The organism is Empedobacter sp. UBA3475, from assembly GCF_002378465.1.
Lineage (GTDB): Bacteria > Bacteroidota > Bacteroidia > Flavobacteriales > Weeksellaceae > Empedobacter > Empedobacter falsenii_B.
Window position 1 is genome coordinate 76,329 of the sequence record NZ_DFRA01000021.1, and the last position, 21,158, is coordinate 97,486.

Annotated in this window: 20 protein-coding genes, 1 tRNA gene and 1 pseudogene; 9 read left to right on the forward strand and 13 right to left on the reverse strand. The window is 29.1% G+C overall.

Annotated features, from left to right (window positions below):
* The first annotated feature begins 10 nt into the window (after positions 1-10).
* Both B3I31_RS05205 and B3I31_RS05210 read left to right on the forward strand, forming a co-directional pair.
* The gene (locus B3I31_RS05205; RefSeq protein ID WP_125349538.1) at positions 11-1,240 is read left to right on the forward strand and encodes a polysaccharide deacetylase family protein; all 1,230 of its coding nucleotides are present in this window, start codon (positions 11-13) and stop codon (positions 1,238-1,240) included.
* Positions 1,237-2,124 (forward strand): hypothetical protein, encoded by an 888-nt coding sequence (locus tag B3I31_RS05210; RefSeq protein WP_219033877.1) that lies wholly within the window; start codon positions 1,237-1,239, stop codon positions 2,122-2,124. Before B3I31_RS05205 ends, B3I31_RS05210 begins: the two co-directional genes overlap by 4 nt.
* Here B3I31_RS05210 and B3I31_RS05215 read toward each other — a convergent pair.
* Positions 2,098-2,793, reverse strand: a complete 696-nt coding sequence (locus B3I31_RS05215; protein WP_185144150.1) for a class I SAM-dependent methyltransferase — start codon at positions 2,791-2,793, stop codon at positions 2,098-2,100. The two genes, B3I31_RS05210 and B3I31_RS05215, sit on opposite strands and share 27 nt — an antisense overlap.
* A gap of 106 nt (positions 2,794-2,899) precedes the next feature.
* On the opposite strand from B3I31_RS05215, the gene B3I31_RS05220 reads away from it, so the two are divergent.
* The gene (locus tag B3I31_RS05220; RefSeq protein ID WP_280051190.1) at positions 2,900-3,775 is read left to right on the forward strand and encodes a polysaccharide deacetylase family protein; all 876 of its coding nucleotides are present in this window, start codon (positions 2,900-2,902) and stop codon (positions 3,773-3,775) included.
* On the opposite strand, the gene B3I31_RS05225 is transcribed toward B3I31_RS05220, so the two are convergent.
* From B3I31_RS05225 to B3I31_RS05240, 4 genes are read right to left on the reverse strand one after another with little or no spacing between them, the layout of a single operon-like run.
* Positions 3,772-4,575: a class I SAM-dependent methyltransferase gene (locus tag B3I31_RS05225; RefSeq protein WP_291087685.1), complete on the reverse strand. Its 804-nt coding sequence runs from the start codon at positions 4,573-4,575 to the stop codon at positions 3,772-3,774. The two genes, B3I31_RS05220 and B3I31_RS05225, sit on opposite strands and share 4 nt — an antisense overlap.
* A 2-nt stretch (positions 4,576-4,577) precedes the next feature.
* Positions 4,578-5,825, reverse strand: coding sequence for a polysaccharide biosynthesis C-terminal domain-containing protein (locus B3I31_RS05230; protein WP_280049013.1), 1,248 nt, complete (start codon positions 5,823-5,825; stop codon positions 4,578-4,580).
* Complete coding sequence (locus tag B3I31_RS05235; RefSeq protein WP_291053423.1) at positions 5,822-6,958, reverse strand: glycosyltransferase family 4 protein; 1,137 nt, start codon at positions 6,956-6,958, stop codon at positions 5,822-5,824. The genes B3I31_RS05230 and B3I31_RS05235 overlap by 4 nt, the downstream gene beginning before the upstream one ends.
* A complete protein-coding gene (locus B3I31_RS05240) occupies positions 6,951-8,210 on the reverse strand; it encodes a lipopolysaccharide biosynthesis protein (RefSeq protein WP_291049752.1) in 1,260 nt (419 codons plus the stop codon). The genes B3I31_RS05235 and B3I31_RS05240 overlap by 8 nt, the downstream gene beginning before the upstream one ends.
* 51 nt (positions 8,211-8,261) lie before the next feature.
* On the opposite strand from B3I31_RS05240, the gene B3I31_RS05245 reads away from it, so the two are divergent.
* From B3I31_RS05245 to B3I31_RS05255, 3 genes and pseudogenes are all read left to right on the forward strand, one after another.
* Positions 8,262-8,957, forward strand: coding sequence for a YjjG family noncanonical pyrimidine nucleotidase (locus B3I31_RS05245; protein WP_286495339.1), 696 nt, complete (start codon positions 8,262-8,264; stop codon positions 8,955-8,957).
* A gap of 46 nt (positions 8,958-9,003) precedes the next feature.
* Positions 9,004-9,630, forward strand: a pseudogene (locus B3I31_RS05250) (LURP-one-related family protein); the annotation flags it as partial.
* 85 nt (positions 9,631-9,715) lie between these two features.
* Positions 9,716-9,789: transfer RNA gene (locus B3I31_RS05255), tRNA-Arg, on the forward strand.
* A 40-nt stretch (positions 9,790-9,829) separates the two neighbouring features.
* Here B3I31_RS05255 and B3I31_RS05260 read toward each other — a convergent pair.
* From B3I31_RS05260 to hisS, 4 genes are all read right to left on the reverse strand, one after another.
* The gene (locus B3I31_RS05260) at positions 9,830-10,273 is read right to left on the reverse strand and encodes a hypothetical protein (protein WP_291087688.1); all 444 of its coding nucleotides are present in this window, start codon (positions 10,271-10,273) and stop codon (positions 9,830-9,832) included.
* Position 10,274: 1 nt separating this feature from the next.
* Positions 10,275-10,499, reverse strand: coding sequence for a hypothetical protein (locus B3I31_RS05265; protein WP_180905347.1), 225 nt, complete (start codon positions 10,497-10,499; stop codon positions 10,275-10,277).
* Between the two features lie 78 nt (positions 10,500-10,577).
* Positions 10,578-11,498, reverse strand: a complete 921-nt coding sequence (locus B3I31_RS05270) for a PfkB family carbohydrate kinase (RefSeq protein ID WP_180905348.1) — start codon at positions 11,496-11,498, stop codon at positions 10,578-10,580.
* Positions 11,499-11,556: 58 nt separating this feature from the next.
* Positions 11,557-12,930, reverse strand: a complete 1,374-nt coding sequence (gene hisS, locus B3I31_RS05275) for a histidine--tRNA ligase (RefSeq protein WP_291087693.1) — start codon at positions 12,928-12,930, stop codon at positions 11,557-11,559.
* A gap of 163 nt (positions 12,931-13,093) precedes the next feature.
* Between hisS and recF the strand changes: the two genes are divergently transcribed.
* The 3 genes from recF to B3I31_RS05290 are packed head-to-tail and all read left to right on the forward strand — an operon-like array spanning position 13,094 to position 15,432.
* Positions 13,094-14,173: a DNA replication/repair protein RecF gene (recF, locus tag B3I31_RS05280; RefSeq protein ID WP_291072411.1), complete on the forward strand. Its 1,080-nt coding sequence runs from the start codon at positions 13,094-13,096 to the stop codon at positions 14,171-14,173.
* Positions 14,170-14,472 carry a DUF721 domain-containing protein gene (locus tag B3I31_RS05285; protein ID WP_180905351.1) on the forward strand — a complete coding sequence of 101 codons (303 nt, stop codon included), beginning with the start codon at positions 14,170-14,172 and terminating at the stop codon, positions 14,470-14,472. Before recF ends, B3I31_RS05285 begins: the two co-directional genes overlap by 4 nt.
* Positions 14,473-15,432 (forward strand): YheT family hydrolase, encoded by a 960-nt coding sequence (locus B3I31_RS05290; protein WP_291087696.1) that lies wholly within the window; start codon positions 14,473-14,475, stop codon positions 15,430-15,432.
* A 47-nt stretch (positions 15,433-15,479) separates the two neighbouring features.
* On the opposite strand, the gene B3I31_RS05295 is transcribed toward B3I31_RS05290, so the two are convergent.
* From B3I31_RS05295 to B3I31_RS05310, 4 genes are all read right to left on the reverse strand, one after another.
* Entirely contained in the window at positions 15,480-16,151 is a 672-nt protein-coding gene (locus tag B3I31_RS05295) for a hypothetical protein (protein ID WP_219033889.1), read from the reverse strand.
* 88 nt (positions 16,152-16,239) lie between these two features.
* Positions 16,240-17,736: a RagB/SusD family nutrient uptake outer membrane protein gene (locus tag B3I31_RS05300; protein ID WP_291072274.1), complete on the reverse strand. Its 1,497-nt coding sequence runs from the start codon at positions 17,734-17,736 to the stop codon at positions 16,240-16,242.
* 9 nt (positions 17,737-17,745) lie between these two features.
* On the reverse strand, positions 17,746-20,742 hold the full coding sequence (locus B3I31_RS05305) for a SusC/RagA family TonB-linked outer membrane protein (protein ID WP_291072276.1): 2,997 nt from the start codon (positions 20,740-20,742) through the stop codon (positions 17,746-17,748).
* A gap of 137 nt (positions 20,743-20,879) precedes the next feature.
* Positions 20,880-21,158 (reverse strand): transposase (locus B3I31_RS05310; RefSeq protein WP_291087699.1); only part of this gene is annotated, 279 nt, incomplete at its 5' end.

A 21,158-nucleotide genomic window follows, 5' to 3' on the forward strand; every position in this document is an offset into this window, starting at 1 on the left:
GAAAACTATTTTGAGTCAAAAAATCATCATATTTACAGAAAAAATAACGAATCGAATTGAATATATTTTCGATTTTATTTTTCATAATTTTTCTGGAATTGACTACAAAACGACTACAGATTTTGATGAGTTTTCACAATCAATTTTACCAAAAATCAACTTTTCAAATCAATTTTTAGAAAATGAAATCAATTATAAAGTTGATGATATTTTATTGGAAACTACCATTCAAGAAAATGTTGATTATTCAATTTTAAACGAATTTGGGAAATGTTTTTATTGGCTTTCTCGTTATGAAGAATACATTGCAAAACCAGAAAAATTTGATAAACACAATCGTTTTTTAGGTTCGGATTTAGATTATTCGAAACCAATTGTAGATGAAATTTGTATTGAAATTCAAAAAAAGATAAAGTCTAAATTTCCTGAAATTTATTTTAAACAGAGAGTTTTCAAACAGATTAATACTCATGACGTAGATTATGCATGGAAATATCTTCATCATTCTCCTAAAATAAAATTTGGTTCACTTTCAAAGAAAATTTTAAAAGGTGATTTCAAAGAATTTCAGAATCAAATCAAAATTTTAAATCAGCAAAAAAAAGATCCTTACGATACATTTGATTATTTGAAAGTTTTAGCTGAAAAACATCAAATCGAAACAGTTTTCTTTTGGTTATTGGGCGATTATTCTACTTTCGATAAAAATCATCATTGGAAAAATAATGCTCAAAAAAATTTAATAAATAACATTTCAACTTGGGCAAAAATTGGAATTCACCCTTCTTATCAATCTAATTTTGATGAAAATAAATTAACAATTGAAATTAATCGATTAGAAAAAATTAGCAATCAACCGATAAAAAAATCACGTCAACATTTCATTAAATTGAATTTCCCTTACACTTATCAACAATTGTTAATAAATGAAATTTTGGAAGATTACACCATGGGATTCCCACATCAATTAGGCTTTAGAGCTGGAACATCTACTCCATTCAAATGGTTTGACTTATCAAGAAATCAACAAACATTGTTAAAAATATATCCTTTTGTCGCAATGGATGTTACATTGAAAAATTATTTAAAATTAACACCGCAACAAGCTTTAGAGGAAATAAAACGATTGAAACAAACAATTAAAGCCACAAACGGAACGTTTATAACATTATTCCACCAATCAAACTTGAACGAAGATTGGACTGAATGGCGAAAAGTTTACGAAAGTATTTTTAAATGATAAAAAGAGTTTCTCGAAAAAAATTAGATGTTAATAAATATACCGAATGTCTCAACAAATCGGTGAATTACCGCATTTATGCCGAAGTTTTTTATTTGGATGCTTTAGTTGAAAACAATTGGGATTGTTATGTTTTGAACGATTATGAAGCCATAATGCCTTTGCCATATACAAAAAAAATTGGTATAAAATTTATTACACAACCAATTTATTGTCAACAATTAGGAGTTTTTCATCAAGAAAATTTCTCAAAAGAAACTTTTCAACTTTTTGAGAAAAAACTACATCGAAATTTAGTGAGAGCTTATGCTTTTAATGAGGAAAATACAGAGATGTTTGAACCGAAGGGACAGAAAAAGGTTAATTATATTTTAGATTTGAATCAAGATTATGAAATTTTATTTTCAAATTACAGTAGAAATAGAAAAAATGAAATTCGTAAAGTAGAAAAATCCAATTATAACATTGAAAAAGTTACTCAATTAAATCGATTTTTCAAAATAAATTCATCTTATGAATATTTGATCGCAAATAATTTAATAAACTATTCGCAAGAAAAAATTCAAAGTTTATTTAATCAAAAAATTATTAATATTTATGAAATTTTTGATCAAGAAGAAAATTTAATTGGTTGTCAACTAATCATGATTTCTAAAAATCGAGTTTATAATTTTGCTTTTGCAAGAAATAAGAATTCAAAAAGTAATTTTGGATCAGCTTACATAATAGATTACATTATCAAAAACTTTTCTAATTCAGAATTAACACTTGATTTCGAAGGTTCTATGATTCCTTCTATAGCTAAATTTATGCAAGGTTTTGGTGCTATAAAAAATCATTATACAAACTATTCTAATTTAGACTTTTTGACAAAGAAAAATTAATTCACGATAGCCATTTCCAACAGAAAGTTTCTTTGCTAAATTATGATCAATTTTATTTCGATAATCTATTTTTTCGACAATTATATTTTCACGTTTTAATCTTTCTTGAAAGTCCTGTCCATGCAATCTCAATAAATCTTTTTCGCCATAATTTTTTAATCGTTCTTCTTCTGTCTTAAATTCAGCATTTTCAAACGTATTATTTATTGGATGAATAGGAGTTTGAATCAAAGCTTTTCCTCCTTTTTTTAGAACGCGAAACAATTCATCAATTGCCTTTTTTTCGTTTGGAATATGCCCTAAAACATGACAACAAATTATATAATCAAATGTGTTATCAGGATAATTTATTGAAGTAATATCCATTTCTTCATCAGCAAGATTAATGTTAATATCAGCATTGATATAACGTAAATTATCGGTCTGTTTAAAAATATTTTTCAATGCGTCTTCTGGAGCAATATGCAATAATTTATTCGGTTTAACCAATAAATCTGTTTCATTTTTTATAAACTCTAACAAAACTCTTGTCCTTTCTAATGAACCACAATTTGGACATTCAGCATTTTCTCGGTTATCTATACCGTTTGATTTATCCAAAAACTTAGAAAAAGATTGTTCGCAACAATTACAATAAAAATTATTTCCTTTCAGAAATAATCCATTCAATTTCTTTAAATTTTTTCTATTATTAATTCTTATCTTTTCGGAAAATATTTTTTTATAAAATGTTTTAATTGCATTCATTACTTACAAACGTTAAGACTGCTATTTTATGATATTAAATTTATTCAAAAAAAATATATTTCCTTTTTACCATACAGTTTCAGATAAAAGATTAATTCATATCGATCAATTATATCCATTAAAATCTATTGATCAATTTCAACGTGAATTAGATTTTTTTCAGAAAAATTATGTCAATATTTCTATGATTGAATTAATTGATTTATACGAAAAAAATGGTTCTATTCCTCAAGAAAATTACTTTCATCTTAGTTTTGATGATGGTTTGAAACAATGTTACTCTATAATTGCTCCAATATTAAAAGAACGAAATTTAGATGCAACTTTTTTTATCAATCCAAATTTTATTGACAATCAAGAAGTTTTTTATCGGTATAAAGTTGCTTTCATTTTAGAAAACATTACAGACAATAACCTTAAAAAAGAACTTTTAAATTATTCTATTCATGATCTTAAAAAAATTAATTCATTAATTTTAAAACAAGAAATAAAACTAAATGATGTTGAAATTTATTTGAATGAAAATGAAATTAAAGCATTAATTCATCAAGGCTTTACAATTGGCGCACATTCAATGAATCATCCTTATTATCGCGATATTTCTTTTGAACAACAACTTATAGAGACAAATGAAAGTTTAGATTTTATCCAACAAAAGTTTAATTTGGATTATCGAGTTTTTTCTTTTCCTTTTACAGATGATGGAGTTTCTATAAACTTTTTTAATACTATAAAATCCGATTTTACATTTGGTACGGCAGGAATAAAAAACGATGAGATTTCAACAAATATTCAGCGACTTCCGATGGATAATTGTATTTCTAACCCAGCAATTTTTATAAAAAAGAATCGTTATAAATTTTATATTCAGAAACTACTACAGAAGCATGTTGTTTCTCATTAATTAATTCTTAAATCTATAGAAAAAATTCTCTTTGGATTATCGTAAAGTTTAAGAATATTTCCTTCATAATTCTTTGGTGTATAAATAGCACACATTGTATTTTCTACATGATATAGATTTTTATGAAATTGTTTAGGAACTCCTTTTATAATTGCATTCAATATTTCAAAACGTATCTTTTCTGGCGAGAATGCATAATCATGCCAAATAACGATAGAGTTTTCATGAATCAGATGTTCAAAAACATTTTTTGTATCCGAAACTACAAAATCAAAACGATGATTTCCATCGATAAAAATTACATCAAATTTTTTATTCAATCCTGAAAAATCAAATTTAGTCGAGTCTCCTAAATGTTGTTTTATTTTAGATTTATCTTTTATAAAAAAACCATGTGCATTTTCATAATCTTGTGAAAAGTTATACGTTTTATAATCCTTTGTATCTAAATCTAACGTATTCAAATCATCAGCAACATCAATCAAATTAACAATACTTTCTCCTCTCCAAGTTCCAATTTCGAAATATTTACATTGTTCAAATTCTTTACACGCATTTTTCAGCAGTAATAAATCTGTAATCAAAGAACCGCCATCTAAAAAAGCAACTGTATCTAATTTTCCGTCAAAATTTGGAAATAATTGATCTAAAGAAACTTGATTTAGTCCTTTCTTATAATGATTTGGCGTTTTCTTTTCCCAATTTTCATTTTGGTCAATGATAATATTTAATAACCAAGGATTCTTACAAATTTGAAAAAATCCATTTATAAATTTTGATATTTTTTTTGATAATGACATTTTTAAATATTTTTTAAATACTTATTAAACAAATAATATGCGTATAATCCAGAAATTAAGAAAGTTATTAACATACCTAAAGCTGCTCCTTCTATTCCATAAAAAGGAATTAATAGCGCATCAAAAATAACTAAACAAACAATTGAGAGGATTGATACTCTTACATTCCAATCTGATCTTCCTATTGTACTATTCAAGTTAATGTATAATACTCTAAACAACATTGCTAAAACAACTGCTATTGTTGCAATAAAAAAAACTGTACCACCAGTTAAATAACTTTTATTGAAAAATAACTCGATTATAAAATCTCTAAGAAAATAACTTCCTAAAAGAATACTAATTCCTATAGGAATGAATAGCTTATAATAATTTTTTATATAAAATTTCAGAAAATCCTTGTTCTGACTATTTTTAATAATTCGAGGAAAATCGGTTTGAAATAATATAGTCGGAATAAATAATAAATTCATAGGCAAAAGAATCGCAACTTTATACAAAGCAATATCTTTATCTGTCATAAAAATCGCAATCATTCCAATATCAATCGAAAACAATAACTCTGAAGCGAAATAAGCCAAAGATTCCATTCTTCCATATTTCCACATCATTTTCCAATTCATTTCACTTAAACCACTTATTGATTGTTGTAAAATTGTTTTAGAATAGAAAAATAAACTAATAAAAGGTGTAATCGCCAGCGAAATCATATAACCAATTGCTCCAAAGTTGATGGTTAAGAAAAATGTAAAAATCAGTCCCAAACAGTTAATCAATATATTTAATGAAGCAAACTTTTTATTAAAACCATTTATACGATAATCAATTGTAAGATGTGATTGGAAAAATAAGCCCAAAAGACGAACAGAAAACAAGAGAATAATCCACAATAAATGATCAAATTTTATGGCATAAAAATTAGCAATTACAATAAAAAGACTACATAAAATAAGCTGATTAATAACACCATTTCTAAATAATTTTCGACTTAGGTCTTTACGTGTTTGTTCATTTTCTTCACCAGCACCAAATTTCATCAAAACCTGTAATGAACCTAATCCATTCCATGGCGTAACAAACCCAATGATAGATGCGATAAGTGTTATACGACCAAATTCATCTTGAGGAATCATTTTTACAATGAAAATGGTATTAATCAACATCACTAATTTTTCTACCACAAAAGATAAAAAAACGTAAAAACCATTGTTTTGTAAAAAGGATTGTATGAATTTGATTAAATCTTTCATTCTAAAACTTTCGTGTAGACATCATCAAATTGTTGAGCAATTTCTTCCTTAGAAAAATTATTCAAAACATAATTATTTAATTCCTTTGGTGTTGCAAATTCATAACCTTCTATCACCTCAACCATTGCTTTATAAAGTGCTGATTCATCATTTTTATTCACAATAAATCCAAAATTATTTGGCATAAATTCTTTAATTCCACCAACATCACTTGCGATAACAGGAATTCCCGAAGCAAAAGCTTCTATTTGTACACAAGGTTGATTTTCATAATTACTAAAAAGTACAAAACAATTCACATTTTTCATCTTTTGATTCACTTCAAAATGTTGTAATCGCCCAAAAGATTTTACAAAAGCAGACAAATTATTTTCTTCAACAAAATTATTAATCAAAGTTAAATCTCCATTTCCTCCAATCTGAAATTCAAAATCATAGCCATTATCAACTAACTTTTTAACAACATTCAACATTCCTAAAATATTTTTATGTTCATTTTCTAAATGCGAAAGATGTAAAAAAGTTATTCTTTTTATTTTACAATCTTCTTTTACCGAAAACAATTCTACATCCACAACATTTGGAATAATTTTTACAATTGTTATAGGATAAATTTTAAGTATTTTCTGTGCTAAATCATTTGAAACAGGCGTTAAAACATCTACCTTTCTAAGTATTTTTTTAATTAAAAACTTCTTGTAAAATGGAAATGAAATAAAACGTTCTGGAGAAAATCCTGTCCAATGCTCTGTTAAAACTATTGGTTTTTTGTATTTATTTTTCAAAAACAAAGCAACTAAACCAGCTGGATAAACAACATTGAGATGAATTATATCAAAATTATTAACCAAAGAAACTCCTTTCAGAAAAGCTATAAATTGTTTGATTAAATTAAACGGACGAAAAAAAGATGGTTTAAAATAAACAATTATTTCCCTTACATTTTGGTTGATAGAATCATCTATTTCAAAATTAGATTTTAAATTTTCATCTTTTACTGCATGAACAAGCGTCACATTATTTAAAGTAGAGATAGAACGTAAATGGCGCTGAATAAAATCTCCATTATCTAAAAAAATTCTACTCGGATACCAAGATGCTAAAGCTAAAATATTTTTTCTCGAATTATTCACCTAACTTTTTATAACGTTTCAGTTCTTTCATTACAAAGTAAAGTTGAACCAAATAGCCCATTCCTGCAAAGAAAGAATATAGAGATAACGTCAAAAGTATGTTTTTATTTAGTCCGCCAATCACACAAGTAATCAATGTGACGAAAACCAAATAAATATTGAAGTATAGTGCGTAATGATTTTTCTTGATAACCACAACTATTTGCTGAATAGGATTCATTGCAGAACGACACAAAATCCAAAATGAAAGTATCCACGTCATAATATGCAGACCTCGCCATTCTGGTCCAAGCATCCACTCGAGAATAAAAATTCCGATACAATTCATCAACAAAAGAAAAACAGCAATTGCTCCAACATTGTACAGCACCACTTTTTTCGATAAATCATATAATTGATGTGAACGATGATCAATCATTGCAGCAGATTTCTGAAAGAAAACTTTCGACATCGAATTGGAAAGCAACGTCAAAGGAACAACCAAAACTTTAGCTGAATTTCCCACAAAAGCTACATCTTCTTTCAAGAAATAAATCGCGATCATAATTGGCAATAAATTGTTAGCAATTGCATTCAACGATTCTGAGGGTAATGTATATTTTATGATTTCTTTGTTCTTAGAAATTGTTCGTTTAGCCAACCCAAAGTCAATGGAAGAAAATCGTCCTTTTGTAATTGAAAAATAATATGCACAAGACAAAATAGTTCCGAAAATTGTTCCATAAATCAATCCTGTTTCTTTGTAGCCTATCCAATAAAAAATGAACTGAAAAAAAACCGAAAACAACGCATTAATCACAAATCCAGTCGAAATACTTTTGAATAATTTATACTTTGTAAACAACGTATTTTGTACATTGTTCCAAGCTGTAAATACCCCTGCAACACAACTTAAGAAAACAATAAATAAGGAGGTTTTGAATGTGAAAATTTTTTCTAAAATAGCATAACCCAAAAAGAATAAAATCGTTACAATACTACTCACTAATAATAAGGTTGTAAACAAATTTCTAATCGCTTTCGATGATTTCGAAATCACGAAAATATTCTCTAAACGAAATGTTGTCAAAATAGAAAGAATGGCCACAAAACTCAAAAAAGCATTGTAAGTTCCCGATGCTTCTGGACCATAAATTCGAGCCAAAATAATTCCGCCAATAAACATAATCACTTGCGCAATTGTGTTACCTACCAACAAAGACAAAACACCTTTGGCATTCTTCGTTTTAAATTTTTCTAACTTCGCTTTCAATTGATATTTTCTTCATCAGCAAATCTACATAAAATCCTTAGCTTTGCATTTATGAACACAATAAAACACGTTTTTTTCGATCTTGATAACACACTTTGGGATTTCAGAAAAAATGCAAAATTCGCGCTAGATGAGCTTTACAAAAAGTATGATGTAGAAAATAGATATGGTTTTACATTCGAGGAATTTCATCCATTTTATCACGATAGCAACGAAGGTCTTTGGGCTTTGATTCGTGACAAAAAAATTACAAAAGAAGAATTACGTGCTCGTCGTTTCAAAGAAGCTTTTGATAATCTTGGGATTGATAATGATGCTCTAGCAAAGATTTTTGAAGATGAATACATGGAAACGATTACCAATTACAATGAAGTGGTGGATGGAGCAATGGAATTGTTGGATTATTTGAAACCAAAATATCAATTACACATTATCACAAATGGATTTATCGAAGTTTCGAAACGTAAAATTGAAACATCAGAATTAAATGGTTTTTTTGATACGGTGACTTATGCAGACGAAATCAAAATCTTGAAACCTGATCCTCGTATTTTTTCTTTGGCAATGGAAAAATCTGGTGCTAAAAAAGATGAATCAATTTACATTGGTGACGATTGGATTGCGGATGCTGTTGGCGCAAAAGCTTTCGGAATGTCAGCGATTTTCTTTGATCGATTAGATGATAATTTTTCGATGGATGATGTTCCTACAATTACACATTTAGATGAAGTAAGAAATTATTTATAAACTTAAGGTTCAGAAATTCTGAACCTTTTTTTATGTCAGAAAAAAATCTATTTTTGATAAAAATTACTCAATACTTATGAATTTAAACAACCTAAAATTTCCGCTTGATATAAAGTTTCATATTGCAACTTTTTCCAATGATTTTTCTGTAACAGATGCTAATAATCAACCTGTGTTTTATGTACGCGAAAAAATTCTTTCGTGGCGAGATGTGATTAAAATCTACCGTGATTCATCGAAAAAAGAAGAACTTTTTCAACTTCGTTCGAATAAAATCATCGATTTTCAACAAACTTTTACCATTACAGATGCGAACGGAAATGTTGTTGGTAAAGCAAAACGAAAAACTTTCAAATCCTTTTGGAAAGCGACTTTTCATATTTACGACGCAAATGATAATCATTTATTTACAATCAACGAACGTAGTGGTTTTACGCGTATGATGGACGGAATGGTTGGAGAAATTCCCGTTGTAGGATTTTTCTCAGGTTATATTTTCAATCCAAAATATGTTTTAACTGATTTACAAGGAAGAGAAATGATGGAAGTATCAAAAGAACCTTCATTCTTTGGACGAAAATTTAAATTAAATCAATATCAATCATCCGAAAATGATACACTTTTTGTTTTGAGTTTTATGATGATGCTCATAAGCGATAGAGATCGAGGATAATTTTATTTAAAAAAATATTTGCAGATTCAAAAATAGTCTTTATATTTGCAGTCCAAAATAAGAACAATAGTTTCTTATCCGGAATGGCCGAGTGGCGCAACTGAATAGCGCACTTGATTACGGCTCAAGAGGTTACAGGTTTGAATCCTGTCTCGGTCACAAAAGCAAAAGCTCATCAAAATTTGATGAGCTTTTTATTTTAATACACTTCTGTTTCTTGCGGAATTTCTTCTACTTTTTGAGAGTTTTTTGTCGTAAAAAATATACAATTCCCAAACCATGTGAACCAAAAAATATAAAATCCGAAATGGAACGTCTTTTTCAATAAACGATGTGAGGTTTCAGTAAAATCGTAATAGCAATAAATTAATCCAATAATTCCCATAAAAAGGAAAATGAGAGGCAATAACAAACGTTTAAAACGTTTCGTTGTTTTCTCATTCCAAATGGATAATACAATAAAAATAACAGCTTGTATAGCGAATAATAACAAGGCTGTTTTCCACCACGATTTCAGGATCGTATATTCGTTGTAAATAATTGTGATTCCTATTTTACCGATGAATGACATTTTCGAAATCATTATTCCAGAAAGTAAAGAGGAAAATGCCAATATGAGAAGATGTATAATTTTGTTTTTCATTTTAATTAAAATATAAGAAAGCAACACCAAATATTAATCCAATTAGAATTAACAAACCTACTACTGCATTATAAAATTTATGCCAACCTGATTCATTTTGAGAAAATTCCTCAAAATTTAACTTTGGATTAAATAGTTTTAAAATAATATATCGAAATCGTATTCCAAAAATTTCTATTATAAGTTCACTAATCGCAATAAAAATTATTTCAAGAATAATCTGCATATAAATAATTTACAATCTAATATAAAACAAAAAAGCCTTGCAAATGCAAGGCTTTAAATATTTTGATGAATAATTCTCTTATAAATTAATTGAGAAATCCATTAATTTTTTGAATTCTTTCAAACGTTCAGCTAAACCATCACGTGTTAAATCTCCTAATGATTCAGTACCGAATTTTTCACATGTTACAGATGCTAATGCAGATCCGTAAACAATTGCACGTTTCATGTTATCGAAAGAAAAATCGTTTGTTTTTGCTAAGTATCCGGAGAAACCTCCTGCAAATGTATCTCCTGCTCCTGTTGGATCGAAAACATCTTCTAATGGTAAAGCTGGTGCAAAGAAAACTTGTTCTTCTTGGAATAATAAAGCTCCATGTTCACCTTTTTTGATGATAACTGTTTTTGGTCCGAATGTCATGATTTTTTTAGCAGCTTTCACTAAACTATATTCACCTGACATTTGACGCGCTTCTTCGTCATTAATAGAAATTACATCAACATCTTTGATCACATCCATCAACTCATTCCAAGCACAATCCATCCAAAAGTTCATTGTATCTAAAACAACCAAACCTGGACGATTATCTAATTGTGTCAACACTCCTTTTTGTACCAATGGATGTAAGTTTCCTAACATCAAAACGTCTGGAGATTTGCGATCTTGAGGAACAATTGGATTAAACGTTTCTAAAACATTCAATTCTGTTGCTAACGTATCACGTGTGTTCAAATCATTATGGTATTTACCTTCCCAAAAGAATGTTTTTCCTTCTTTTACGATTTCCATTCCATCTAAATTAATTCCTTTTGAAATTAATAAATCGATGTATTCTTGTGGAAAATCTCCACCAACAACTGAAACGATTGCAGTATCCACGCCCAATAAAGAAGACGCCATACCGATATATGTAGCGGCACCACCTAAGATTTTATCTGTTTTTCCGAAAGGAGATTCTAATTTATCAAAGGCAACTGTACCAACTGTTAATAAACTCATTTTATATTCTTGATTAAATAGTTTGCAAATATATTGAATAGATTTGAATTAAGTCATATTAAGACAATGCATTAGCCAAATCAACAAAAGCAACTTCGGTTTGTTCTCCCGAAATCATATCTTTTACCGTCGCTTTTTGCTCTGCAATTTCTTTTTCACCTAAAAGAATTACTTTCTTAATTCCTTTTTTATCAGCATATCCCATCTGCTTTTTCATTTTTGCATCATCAGGATAAACCTCTGTATTAATTCCACTTTGACGTAATTGTTTTACCAATTTCATTGCCTCAGCAGCTTCTTTCGTTCCGAAATTAATGAACAACGCTTGAATATTTGTTGAATCTTCTAAAGCTGGGAATAAATTATTTTCTTCTAAAACTAAATACGTACGATCTAATCCAAAAGAAATTCCAACTCCAGAAATATCTTTCAATCCGAAAATTCCTGTCAAATCATCGTAGCGACCTCCTCCACCAATAGATGAAGAGAATTCTCCGATTTTCGCTTTCACTTCGAAAATAGCTCCTGTATAATAATCTAAACCACGTGCTAACGTCAAGTTCAAAACTAATTCAGCCGATTGTAAACCAATATTTGTTGTATTTTCAAAAACAAATTCTAATTCTTCAATTCCTTTTAATCCTGTTTCCGAAGATTTTAAAATTTCTTTTAATTGAGCAAATTGTGTTTTATAATCTCCATTCATTGAGAATAAAGGTGATAAAATTTCAATCGCAGAATCAGAAATTCCTTTTCCACGCATTTCTTCTTTTACCGCTTCTTCACCAATTTTATCCAACTTATCTAAAGCCACAGTAAAATCAATCAATTGAGCCGAAATATCTGCTACTTCTGCTAAACCTGACAAAATTTTACGGTTGTTGATATGAATTTCAACTGGCGTTTTTAATTCTGTAAAAACTGAATCATATAATTGTACAAAATCAACTTCTTGTAACAACGAATCCGAACCTACAACATCTGCATCACATTGAAAAAACTCACGGAAACGACCTTTTTGAGGACGATCGGCACGCCAAACTGGTTGAATTTGGTAACGTTTGAAAGGGAATGTAATTTCATTCTGATGTTGCACCACATAACGTGCGAAAGGCACAGTTAAATCGTAGCGCAATGCTTTTTCTGAAATTTGCGAAATTACTTTTTGACTATTTCTATCTGTTAACAATTGCGAATCAACTTTTGCTAAATAATCTCCAGAATTCAAAATCTTGAAAATTAAACGGTCTCCTTCTTCTCCATATTTACCTGTTAAAGTTGATAAATTTTCGAATGATGGAGTTTCGATTGGAGAAAATCCGAACAAAACGAATTGTTTTTTAATCGTGTTGATAATATATTGACGACGATTCACTTCTAAAGGCGAGAAATCTCTTGTCCCTTTTGGAATCGATGGTTTTTGAATTGCCATTTTTTCTAAATCTTTCTTTTAAAGATGCAAAAATACATCATTTTGATTTTTAACTCGACATTTTGTTTCAAAATCATTGTTTTAGGATTGAAAATCATTATAAAAAATCATAAATCAAACTTCGTGAATCCTAAATCCTAATTATTATCGTAATTTTGCTTTCATGTATTTAAAAGAACTTAAAGCACGACAATTCAAGAATTTTGATGAAAATAATTTCGAATTTTCTCCAAAGATTAATGCTTTTGTAGGACAAAATGGGAAAGGTAAAACCAATGTTTTGGATGCTATTCACTATTTGGCTTTAAGCAAATCGTATCTCAACCATTCGGATGCGATGAACATACAATTTGATTGTGATTTTTTTACATTAGAAGGCACTTTTGATAAGAATGAAGCAGATGATGTTATTTTCTGTTTGGTTCGTTCTGGTCAACCCAAACAACTAAAACGAAATTCGAAGTCATATGATCGTATATCGGATCATATCGGTCAATATCCTTTGGTCATGATTTCGCCTTATGATAGCGATTTGATCAAGGAAGGAAGTGAAGTTCGTCGAAAGTTTTTGGATAATATTATCTCGCAATCGAACAAGCAATATTTAGCTGATTTAATGCGATACAATAAAGTATTAGTCCAACGAAATGCTTTACTAAAATATTTTGTTGCCAATAATACGTTTGACGCTTCATCGTTAGAAATTTATGATGAAGAGTTGATTCATTTGGGTAAAAAAATACACGAAACTCGAAAAGAATTTATAAAAACTTTTTTAGACGCTTTCCTAAAATATTACAACGAAATTTCTGAAGGACGAGAAAAAGTAAATATCGAATATGTTTCTCAGCTTAATGATGCACCTTTTGAAACGGTTCTGAAAGAGGCTTTGTACAAAGATCGTTCGACACAATATTCGACAGCTGGAATTCATAAAGATGATTTATTGTTTACGATTACCAATTATCCAATCAAGAAATTTGGTTCGCAAGGTCAACAAAAATCGTATTTAATCGCTTTGAAATTGGCCCAATTAGAAGTTATCAAATCATCCTTAAACATTACTCCTTTATTATTATTGGACGATATTTTTGATAAATTGGACGAACATCGTGTAACACAATTGATTAAATTAGTAAACGAGGAACGATTCGGTCAAATTTTTATTACTGACACACATCCCGAAAGAACAGAGCAAATCATTAAACAAATTAATTCTGAAAGTAAAGTTTTCCGTTTATGAAAAAGTACGAAAAAAGAAGTAATCAGCAAACGCTTGGTCAAGCTTTGGAGCATTTTATTAAACAAAGTGGAAAAGAAGAATTGATTTGGGAAGTGAAAGCAGAAGAGGCCTGGCAAACGGTGATGGGAAAGTTTTTCGAGAAATATACGGACCGAGTTGAAGTAAGACAAAGAGTTTTGTATGTAAAAATTAATTCTCCTGCAATGAGACAAGAATTATTGATGGGAAAATCGAAGATTCTAGCTAATATAAATGAAGAAATTAAAAAGGATTTTTTAGTTGACGTAAAAATATTTTAAATGCCTTACATCGAACATTCTACTTACCCTACACCTAATTTCATCAATCGAAATGCGCATCTTTCTACTATTATTCCAGCGAAATTCAAGAAATATCCTGTTCCAGATTACACAAGAGAAAAAATGGAAACCGATGATGGCGATTTTCTGAATTTGGATTGGCGATTTCAAGAAAATAAAGACAAATTAGTTATACTTTTTCACGGATTAGAAGGCGATTCGAAACGAACGTATCTTAATTCGTGTTCAGATTATTTTTATGATAAAGGATTTAATATTCTAGCTTGGAATCATCGCTCTTGTGGAGGTGAAATGAATGACACTTGTCGTTTGTATCATCATGGATCAATTGATGATGTACACAGAGTTGTAGAAAAAGCGTTGAAAGAAAATTATCAAGAAGTTTATTTGATTGGCTATTCGATGGGTGGTGCTTTGGTTTTGAATTATCTTGGAGGTTATGAAGTTTCGAACAAGATAAAATCTGCTGTTGTTTTTTCTGCACCAATTTCTCTAAAATCATGTGCTGACACATTGAAAATATTTCCGAATACAATTTATTTTAAAAATTTCAAACGCACTTTAGTTCCAAAATTTAAAATAAAAGCAAAACAATTTCCAGGAGTTCTGAATGAAAAAATGATTGATAAGATCAAAACATTTGATGAAATTGATGATTATTTTACTGCACCAATGCATGGTTATAGCAGCAAAGAAGATTACTATCACAAAGCTTCTCCTGCAACTGTTTTAGACCATATCACAACACCTTGTTTGATTGTAAATGCTGCAAATGATCCTTTTTTGGGGGATGATTGCTATCCTATTGAGCGATTAAAAAATCATTCCTACTGCACTTTCGAAATGCCTAAATATGGTGGACATTGTGGATTTCCTTTAAAGGATAATTCTCACTCTTGGTCTGAGATAAGAGCTTGGGAATTTATAAAGAGTTTGTAAAATAATACGCATAAAAAAACCTCGAAGTAAACTTCGAGGGTTTTTTATTATTTATTTATAAACTTTGTTAATTTTATTAAATCAGATTCGTTTGTAGAATTAATTTTTTCTTTATTTATATATGCTTTTATCTTATCATCTTTAAAAAAATTAATAAATTCTTTTTTCTTGTTAGGAATTAAAATAATATCATTCTTAAAATTCATAAAATAAATTGGCTTATCAGATGTATATTCTTTCGTTAATGTTCCGACATCCATTATATCTTCTTTTTGTAAAATTTCTTTTAAAATTACTTTTTCCTTTTTATAAAGGTTAATATTTTTTCCTTCTGAAAGTATTTGTAAAAAACCAGATTCTAAATTACCATCTTCTAATTTATAATGCTCTATATAAATAAATTTTTTATTACTATTTATAAAAGTAATAATCATATTCTGCAGCTTATCTAAGTCATAAGAAACATTCTCGTTTAGATACTCCATTTCATCAGAGTAGTGATTATAACGCAATAACTTTACATTAGAATTAGCACCTTCTATAGTAAATGGTGAAAGTCCATCCTTTAAATAAGGATTACCTTTTATTGACAAATCAATTTTAGATAATTGAATTCTATGGCTACCTTGAGAAACACCTACTGTCAATGGGTCGAGATTAACTTGACCGTTTACATAGCATATAAAAAATAAAAAAATAATACTATATTTAATTTTCATAATTCAAATTATATTTAATTGAATTTACAAATATTATGTCAATAAAAAAAAGACTATCTTAAAAAGATAGTCTTTTTTATTACTTAAATTAATATCCTGACGTTTGGGTCATATTAGGATTTCTATTGATTGTTCCTTGATCAATAGGCAATTGCCATTTATGACTAGTAGGTGTTAAAGTTTGTCCAACAGGAACACTTCCACTTCCATCAGCATAAAAACCATTTCCTGATCTTTGAATACCATTTTTATATTGCGCAGGTACATTTACATTTTGCAATCTTTTTAATGTAAACCATCTATCACCAGTTTCAAAAGCCAGTTCCTTACGTCTTTCCAGAATAATTGCATCAAATATAGCTACTCCAGTTTCCCCTCCTGCATAAGAAGAATATCTATTGTTTCTTAATTTATTTAATGTTGCTAAAGCCCCTCCTTGATCACCAGATAAATATTGTGCTTCAGCTAAATCTAAGATAGTTTCTTCAACTCTCAAATAACGTCCATTATTTACTCCTGGAATATTTGTAGCTGGATTTCCAGAAATATATTTATTAACAGCAATTGTAGGCTTTCCATTTGCATTTTTTGGATTAAATAATTTCACACTAGCTGACATTCTTTCAGGCTCTGTAGTTGGATTAAATAACTCATAAAATCTTTTATCTACAGAATATTCCATATTGATACTAGCATTGCTTGTTCCTTGACTATAGCTAACTCCAATTGCAGGATCATTTGTTAAAACAAAAGGAATTTCAAATAATACTCCATTACTATTTATACCTTTCCACATGTTTAGCAATTGGTCTTTAGCTACAGGATCAACCTTATTTACAACAGGTTGCGCATACTCAATCACTTTAGTATAATTCCCTAAGTATAAATAAGTTCTAGCTAACAACGCTTGTACAGTATTACTATTAATTCTATCAGTACCAGTACTTGTGTTTAAATTACTTAAAGCTTCAGTAAAATCTTTAAGTATTTTATCATATACTACTTTAACATTCTCTTCTCTACCTGGAGATTCAAAAGGGATATATTTATCTATATATGGTATCCCTTGCGAACTTAAAGCATCTGCACTTTGAGTTGGTATTTTAGCATAAGTTCTTGCAACCTCTAAATGTACCAATGCCCTTAAAGCTAAAGCTTCACCTTTTATTTGACGTTTAAAATCTCCTTCGGGTAGATTATCTATTTTAGCTAAAATTAAATTAGCTCGCATAATAATATTATACGATGAATTATATTTTGAAGTTGGAGTCATATTTCCATCATACTCCCATTGAGTAGACGCTAACCTATTTGCCTGACGACCATTAGTATTAAATATTACATCATCTGCTAATATATCTCCTAAAACATTTATGTCTGAAGATCCGTTAGATGCAGCATAGTACCCTGATTGTTTAAAACCTTGGTAAACTCCTAATATAGCTCTTGTAAAATCTGCAGGAGTTTGATAAAAATTCTCTACAGCTGTACCTGTAGGAGAATCTTGCATAATATCATCATCACTACAACTATTAAATGATAATAATAATGATAAAGCTAAAAATGTTATTTTAATTTTTTTCATCTTTTTTTTTTAGAAATTAACATTTAAACCTAATGAATAAGTTCTTGTATTTGGATATGAAAATAATGAATATGCGTTTGCTATAAATCCAGAATCACCAGGAACAGCATATCCACTACTTGCAGTCCCAGCAATAGGATTACCATGGAATTTAGTCCATAAAGCCAAGTTTTGTATTTGTGTAAAAATTCTAACTCCTTTTAAACCTGTACCTTTTAATAATTCGTCAAACGTATATCCAAGAGATAAACTTCTAAAGTTTAAATAATCAGATTTCTCTAAGAATTGAGTAGAATATCTAAATCCAGCTGAAGTTGGACGTTGAAATTCTGTTTGATCACCTGGATTTCTCCAATAATCATTTGCTTGAACAGCTTTATTATTAGTTGTTGTAGGACTAGTTAATATTTGATAGGTGTTATTATAAGTATAACCTCCCGCACTAAAAACAAAATCTGCATTTAAATCAAATCCGTAAAACTTAGCATTTAATCCAAAACCTCCTGTTAAAGTAGGCATAGGAGATTTACCTGTCGCTATTGCATCTCCTGCATCATAAGTTTCAGTTATATTCCCATCTAAATCATAGTATTGCGCATTACCATTATCTCTATTAATACCTGCAAATTTCACCATATAAAATTGATACGGAGCTCCTCCTTTTATATGTTTCATATCTTCAACAGTTCCAGAAACTATTAATTCATCTAAACCATTTAAGTCATTTATTTTATACTTCATTTTTGTTAAAGTACCATATACACTTAAACCATACTCTTTCTTATTAATAATATCATAATTTAACTCAACCTCTACCCCACTAGAAACTAATTCTCCAGCATTAATAGTTGTTTTAAATGAACCTGTTTCTCTTGGTAACTCTTTAGTAAATAAAAAATCTGTACGTGTATCTTTAAAATACGAAACATTACCAGTTAATGATCTATTAAGCAAAGCAAAATCTAATCCTACATTTAATTTTTTATTAATTTCCCATGTAGTATTTGGATTTGCAATATTTAAAGATGGAGCAGCAATCCCTTGACTATTATATGTTCCAGTCATAGACATTAAAGTCAAATTAGAATATCTTGCTAGACCTGAATCATCTCCTACTTCACCATAAGATGCTTTCAACATCAAACTATTAACAAATTTATTAGATCTTAAAAAGTCTTCTTTTGCTATATCCCAAGCAACAGAAGCTCCCCAAAAAGTTCCATATTTATTATCTAATCCAGCTAAAGAAGTTCCATCTCTTCTTACATAACCATCAACAAAATATTTTCTTGCATAATCATAGTTAACAGAACCTAAATACCCAAAACGAGTCACAGCCCATCTTGCAGTATTTGAAGACTGTAATTTAGTTGTAGCTAAACTTTGTACATCTTGATAATCATTAGGAAATCCTTGAGAACTTAAAGACATTGAATAGCTCGATTGATTAATATACTCTGAAGCTATAGTTGCTCTAATATTATGTTTGTTAAATGATTTTATATAACTAACCTCGTTTCTCCAGTTATAATCAAGCCTATCAAGACTCTGATCACTTTTCGATCCTCCAGAACCTAAAATGTTAGCCATTAAATTAGAAGAAGGAGCTGTAAAATTTTCATATTGTAATCTTCTGTATGTAGCTCCAAATGTTGTTCTAGCAAATAAATTTTTAGCTAGTTCATATTCAAAAAATGCAGAACCATATAATCTAAACGTTCTCGTTTGATTCTTTGTATAATACATTTCATCTAATGCATTATACCCCATAGCGTTTACAGATTGATTAAATGTAGGATCTCCATTAGCTTTATATATGATATTTCCATCATTATCTAGCTCATAAACACTAGCAAATGGTCTATTTTGTAAAACACTGTAAAAAGCATTTTGACCGTTATTAATATCTCTAGGTTCATCTAATGTTTGATAAGACCCATTAAGATTAATTCCATATTTAGCTTTATCTGATAATTTAGACGAAATATTAAGAGTTCCTGTAATTCTATCTAAACCTTTGTAATAGTTAACCGCTCCTGAATTTTTATCATAACCAATTGAAAAAGATTGAGAATCTCCATCAATATTACTAGCCATATTAAAATAATGAGATGTTATTAAACCGTTCTTAAAAAATGAATCATTCCAATCTGTATCAATCTGAGCTAACCGATCAATCTGAGCTTGTGTTCTAGCCACTCCACCTGCTACTCCTTTGATTGAGGATAAACTATTTTGATAATCTAATAATTGTCTTGAGTTCATTACATCCATATCATTTTGTTTCATCATCTCAGTAAAACCAATTCTTGATGAATATGAAAATGATTTAGAATTTTTCTTAGCTCCTTTAGTTTTGATTATAATAACTCCATTTGCACCTCTAGCACCATAAATAGCTAATTGGGAAGCATCCTTCAAAACAGTAACATCCTGAATATCTTGTGGATTTATAGTATTCATATCTGTAACTGACATATAAGTACCATCCACTACAAATAATGGAGATTTATTACCTCCACCTAATCCCATAGCTCCACGGATTGTTACATTAGAAGTAGCTCCAGGCGCTCCATTCTGAGCTTGAGAAGTTAATCCCGAAACTTTTCCACCTAACATTTGATCAACAGATAATGAAGGGTTAAAATTTTCTAAACTTTTACCAGACACAACTGTTTCTCCTGATTTAGAAGGAGAATCGAAAATACTTGTAATAACTACCTCTTCTAAAGCAGTTTCATCTGAATATTTCAAAGCTCCTAAATTAGTAGAAGTCACTTTAAATTCTTTTCCATTGATCACTAATGTATCACCTACTTTAGCATCAATGTTAAAATTTCCATTTCCGTCTGTATACGCAACTTTATCTGTACCTTTTACAGTTACCTCTACGTCTGACTCTGGAAAATTGTTAGCATCGTTAACTACACCCGTTACTTGAGCAAAAGCCACTGTTCCTAATCCTAGGAAAGCTAATAAGCCCAAAGATGTTAATCTTCTCCTCATAGTTTTATATTTTATAACATTTTAGACAAAACTCTAACTTTTTTTTAAGAATTCCAAAAAGTGATCTATTTTTTTTATTTACCAACATCTTTAAAGAAATAACTTTACATTATTATATTCAGTACCCGTTGTGCATTTTAAATAATTTGAGTTTTTAGATTATTAATATTTCGATTAAAGTATGTTTTATTAATGTACTGAATCACTGTTAGTGCAGTAATTTTAGCTAGAATTCTGGTTTTAAACCCCTCAAAAGTTTTTGCATAATTTCTTCTAATCATAAATTGATCGCATAGTTGAGAAAATAAAGTTTCAATTCTTTTTTGATACTTTTTGAATGTATAAAACTGAGGTTTGTAATCTTTTTGATTCGATCTTTTCGGTGTTTCTAATCGTATATTAACTTCATTAAATAA

What these genes read in the sequence shown, in the direction of transcription:
- B3I31_RS05210 (WP_219033877.1), top strand. Translation starts at nt 1,237, where the DNA reads ATGATAAAAAGAGTTTCTCGAAAAAAATTAGATGTTAATAAATATACC.
- B3I31_RS05220 (WP_280051190.1), top strand. Translation starts at nt 2,900, where the DNA reads ATGATATTAAATTTATTCAAAAAAAATATATTTCCTTTTTACCATACA.
- B3I31_RS05225 (WP_291087685.1), bottom strand. Translation starts at nt 4,575, where the DNA reads ATGTCATTATCAAAAAAAATATCAAAATTTATAAATGGATTTTTTCAA.
- B3I31_RS05230 (WP_280049013.1), bottom strand. Translation starts at nt 5,825, where the DNA reads ATGAAAGATTTAATCAAATTCATACAATCCTTTTTACAAAACAATGGT.
- B3I31_RS05245 (WP_286495339.1), top strand. Translation starts at nt 8,262, where the DNA reads ATGAACACAATAAAACACGTTTTTTTCGATCTTGATAACACACTTTGG.
- B3I31_RS05260 (WP_291087688.1), bottom strand. Translation starts at nt 10,273, where the DNA reads ATGAAAAACAAAATTATACATCTTCTCATATTGGCATTTTCCTCTTTA.
- B3I31_RS05265 (WP_180905347.1), bottom strand. Translation starts at nt 10,499, where the DNA reads ATGCAGATTATTCTTGAAATAATTTTTATTGCGATTAGTGAACTTATA.
- B3I31_RS05270 (WP_180905348.1), bottom strand. Translation starts at nt 11,498, where the DNA reads ATGAGTTTATTAACAGTTGGTACAGTTGCCTTTGATAAATTAGAATCT.
- hisS (WP_291087693.1), bottom strand. Translation starts at nt 12,930, where the DNA reads ATGGCAATTCAAAAACCATCGATTCCAAAAGGGACAAGAGATTTCTCG.
- recF (WP_291072411.1), top strand. Translation starts at nt 13,094, where the DNA reads ATGTATTTAAAAGAACTTAAAGCACGACAATTCAAGAATTTTGATGAA.
- B3I31_RS05285 (WP_180905351.1), top strand. Translation starts at nt 14,170, where the DNA reads ATGAAAAAGTACGAAAAAAGAAGTAATCAGCAAACGCTTGGTCAAGCT.
- B3I31_RS05290 (WP_291087696.1), top strand. Translation starts at nt 14,473, where the DNA reads ATGCCTTACATCGAACATTCTACTTACCCTACACCTAATTTCATCAAT.
- B3I31_RS05295 (WP_219033889.1), bottom strand. Translation starts at nt 16,151, where the DNA reads ATGAAAATTAAATATAGTATTATTTTTTTATTTTTTATATGCTATGTA.
- B3I31_RS05300 (WP_291072274.1), bottom strand. Translation starts at nt 17,736, where the DNA reads ATGAAAAAAATTAAAATAACATTTTTAGCTTTATCATTATTATTATCA.
- B3I31_RS05305 (WP_291072276.1), bottom strand. Translation starts at nt 20,742, where the DNA reads ATGAGGAGAAGATTAACATCTTTGGGCTTATTAGCTTTCCTAGGATTA.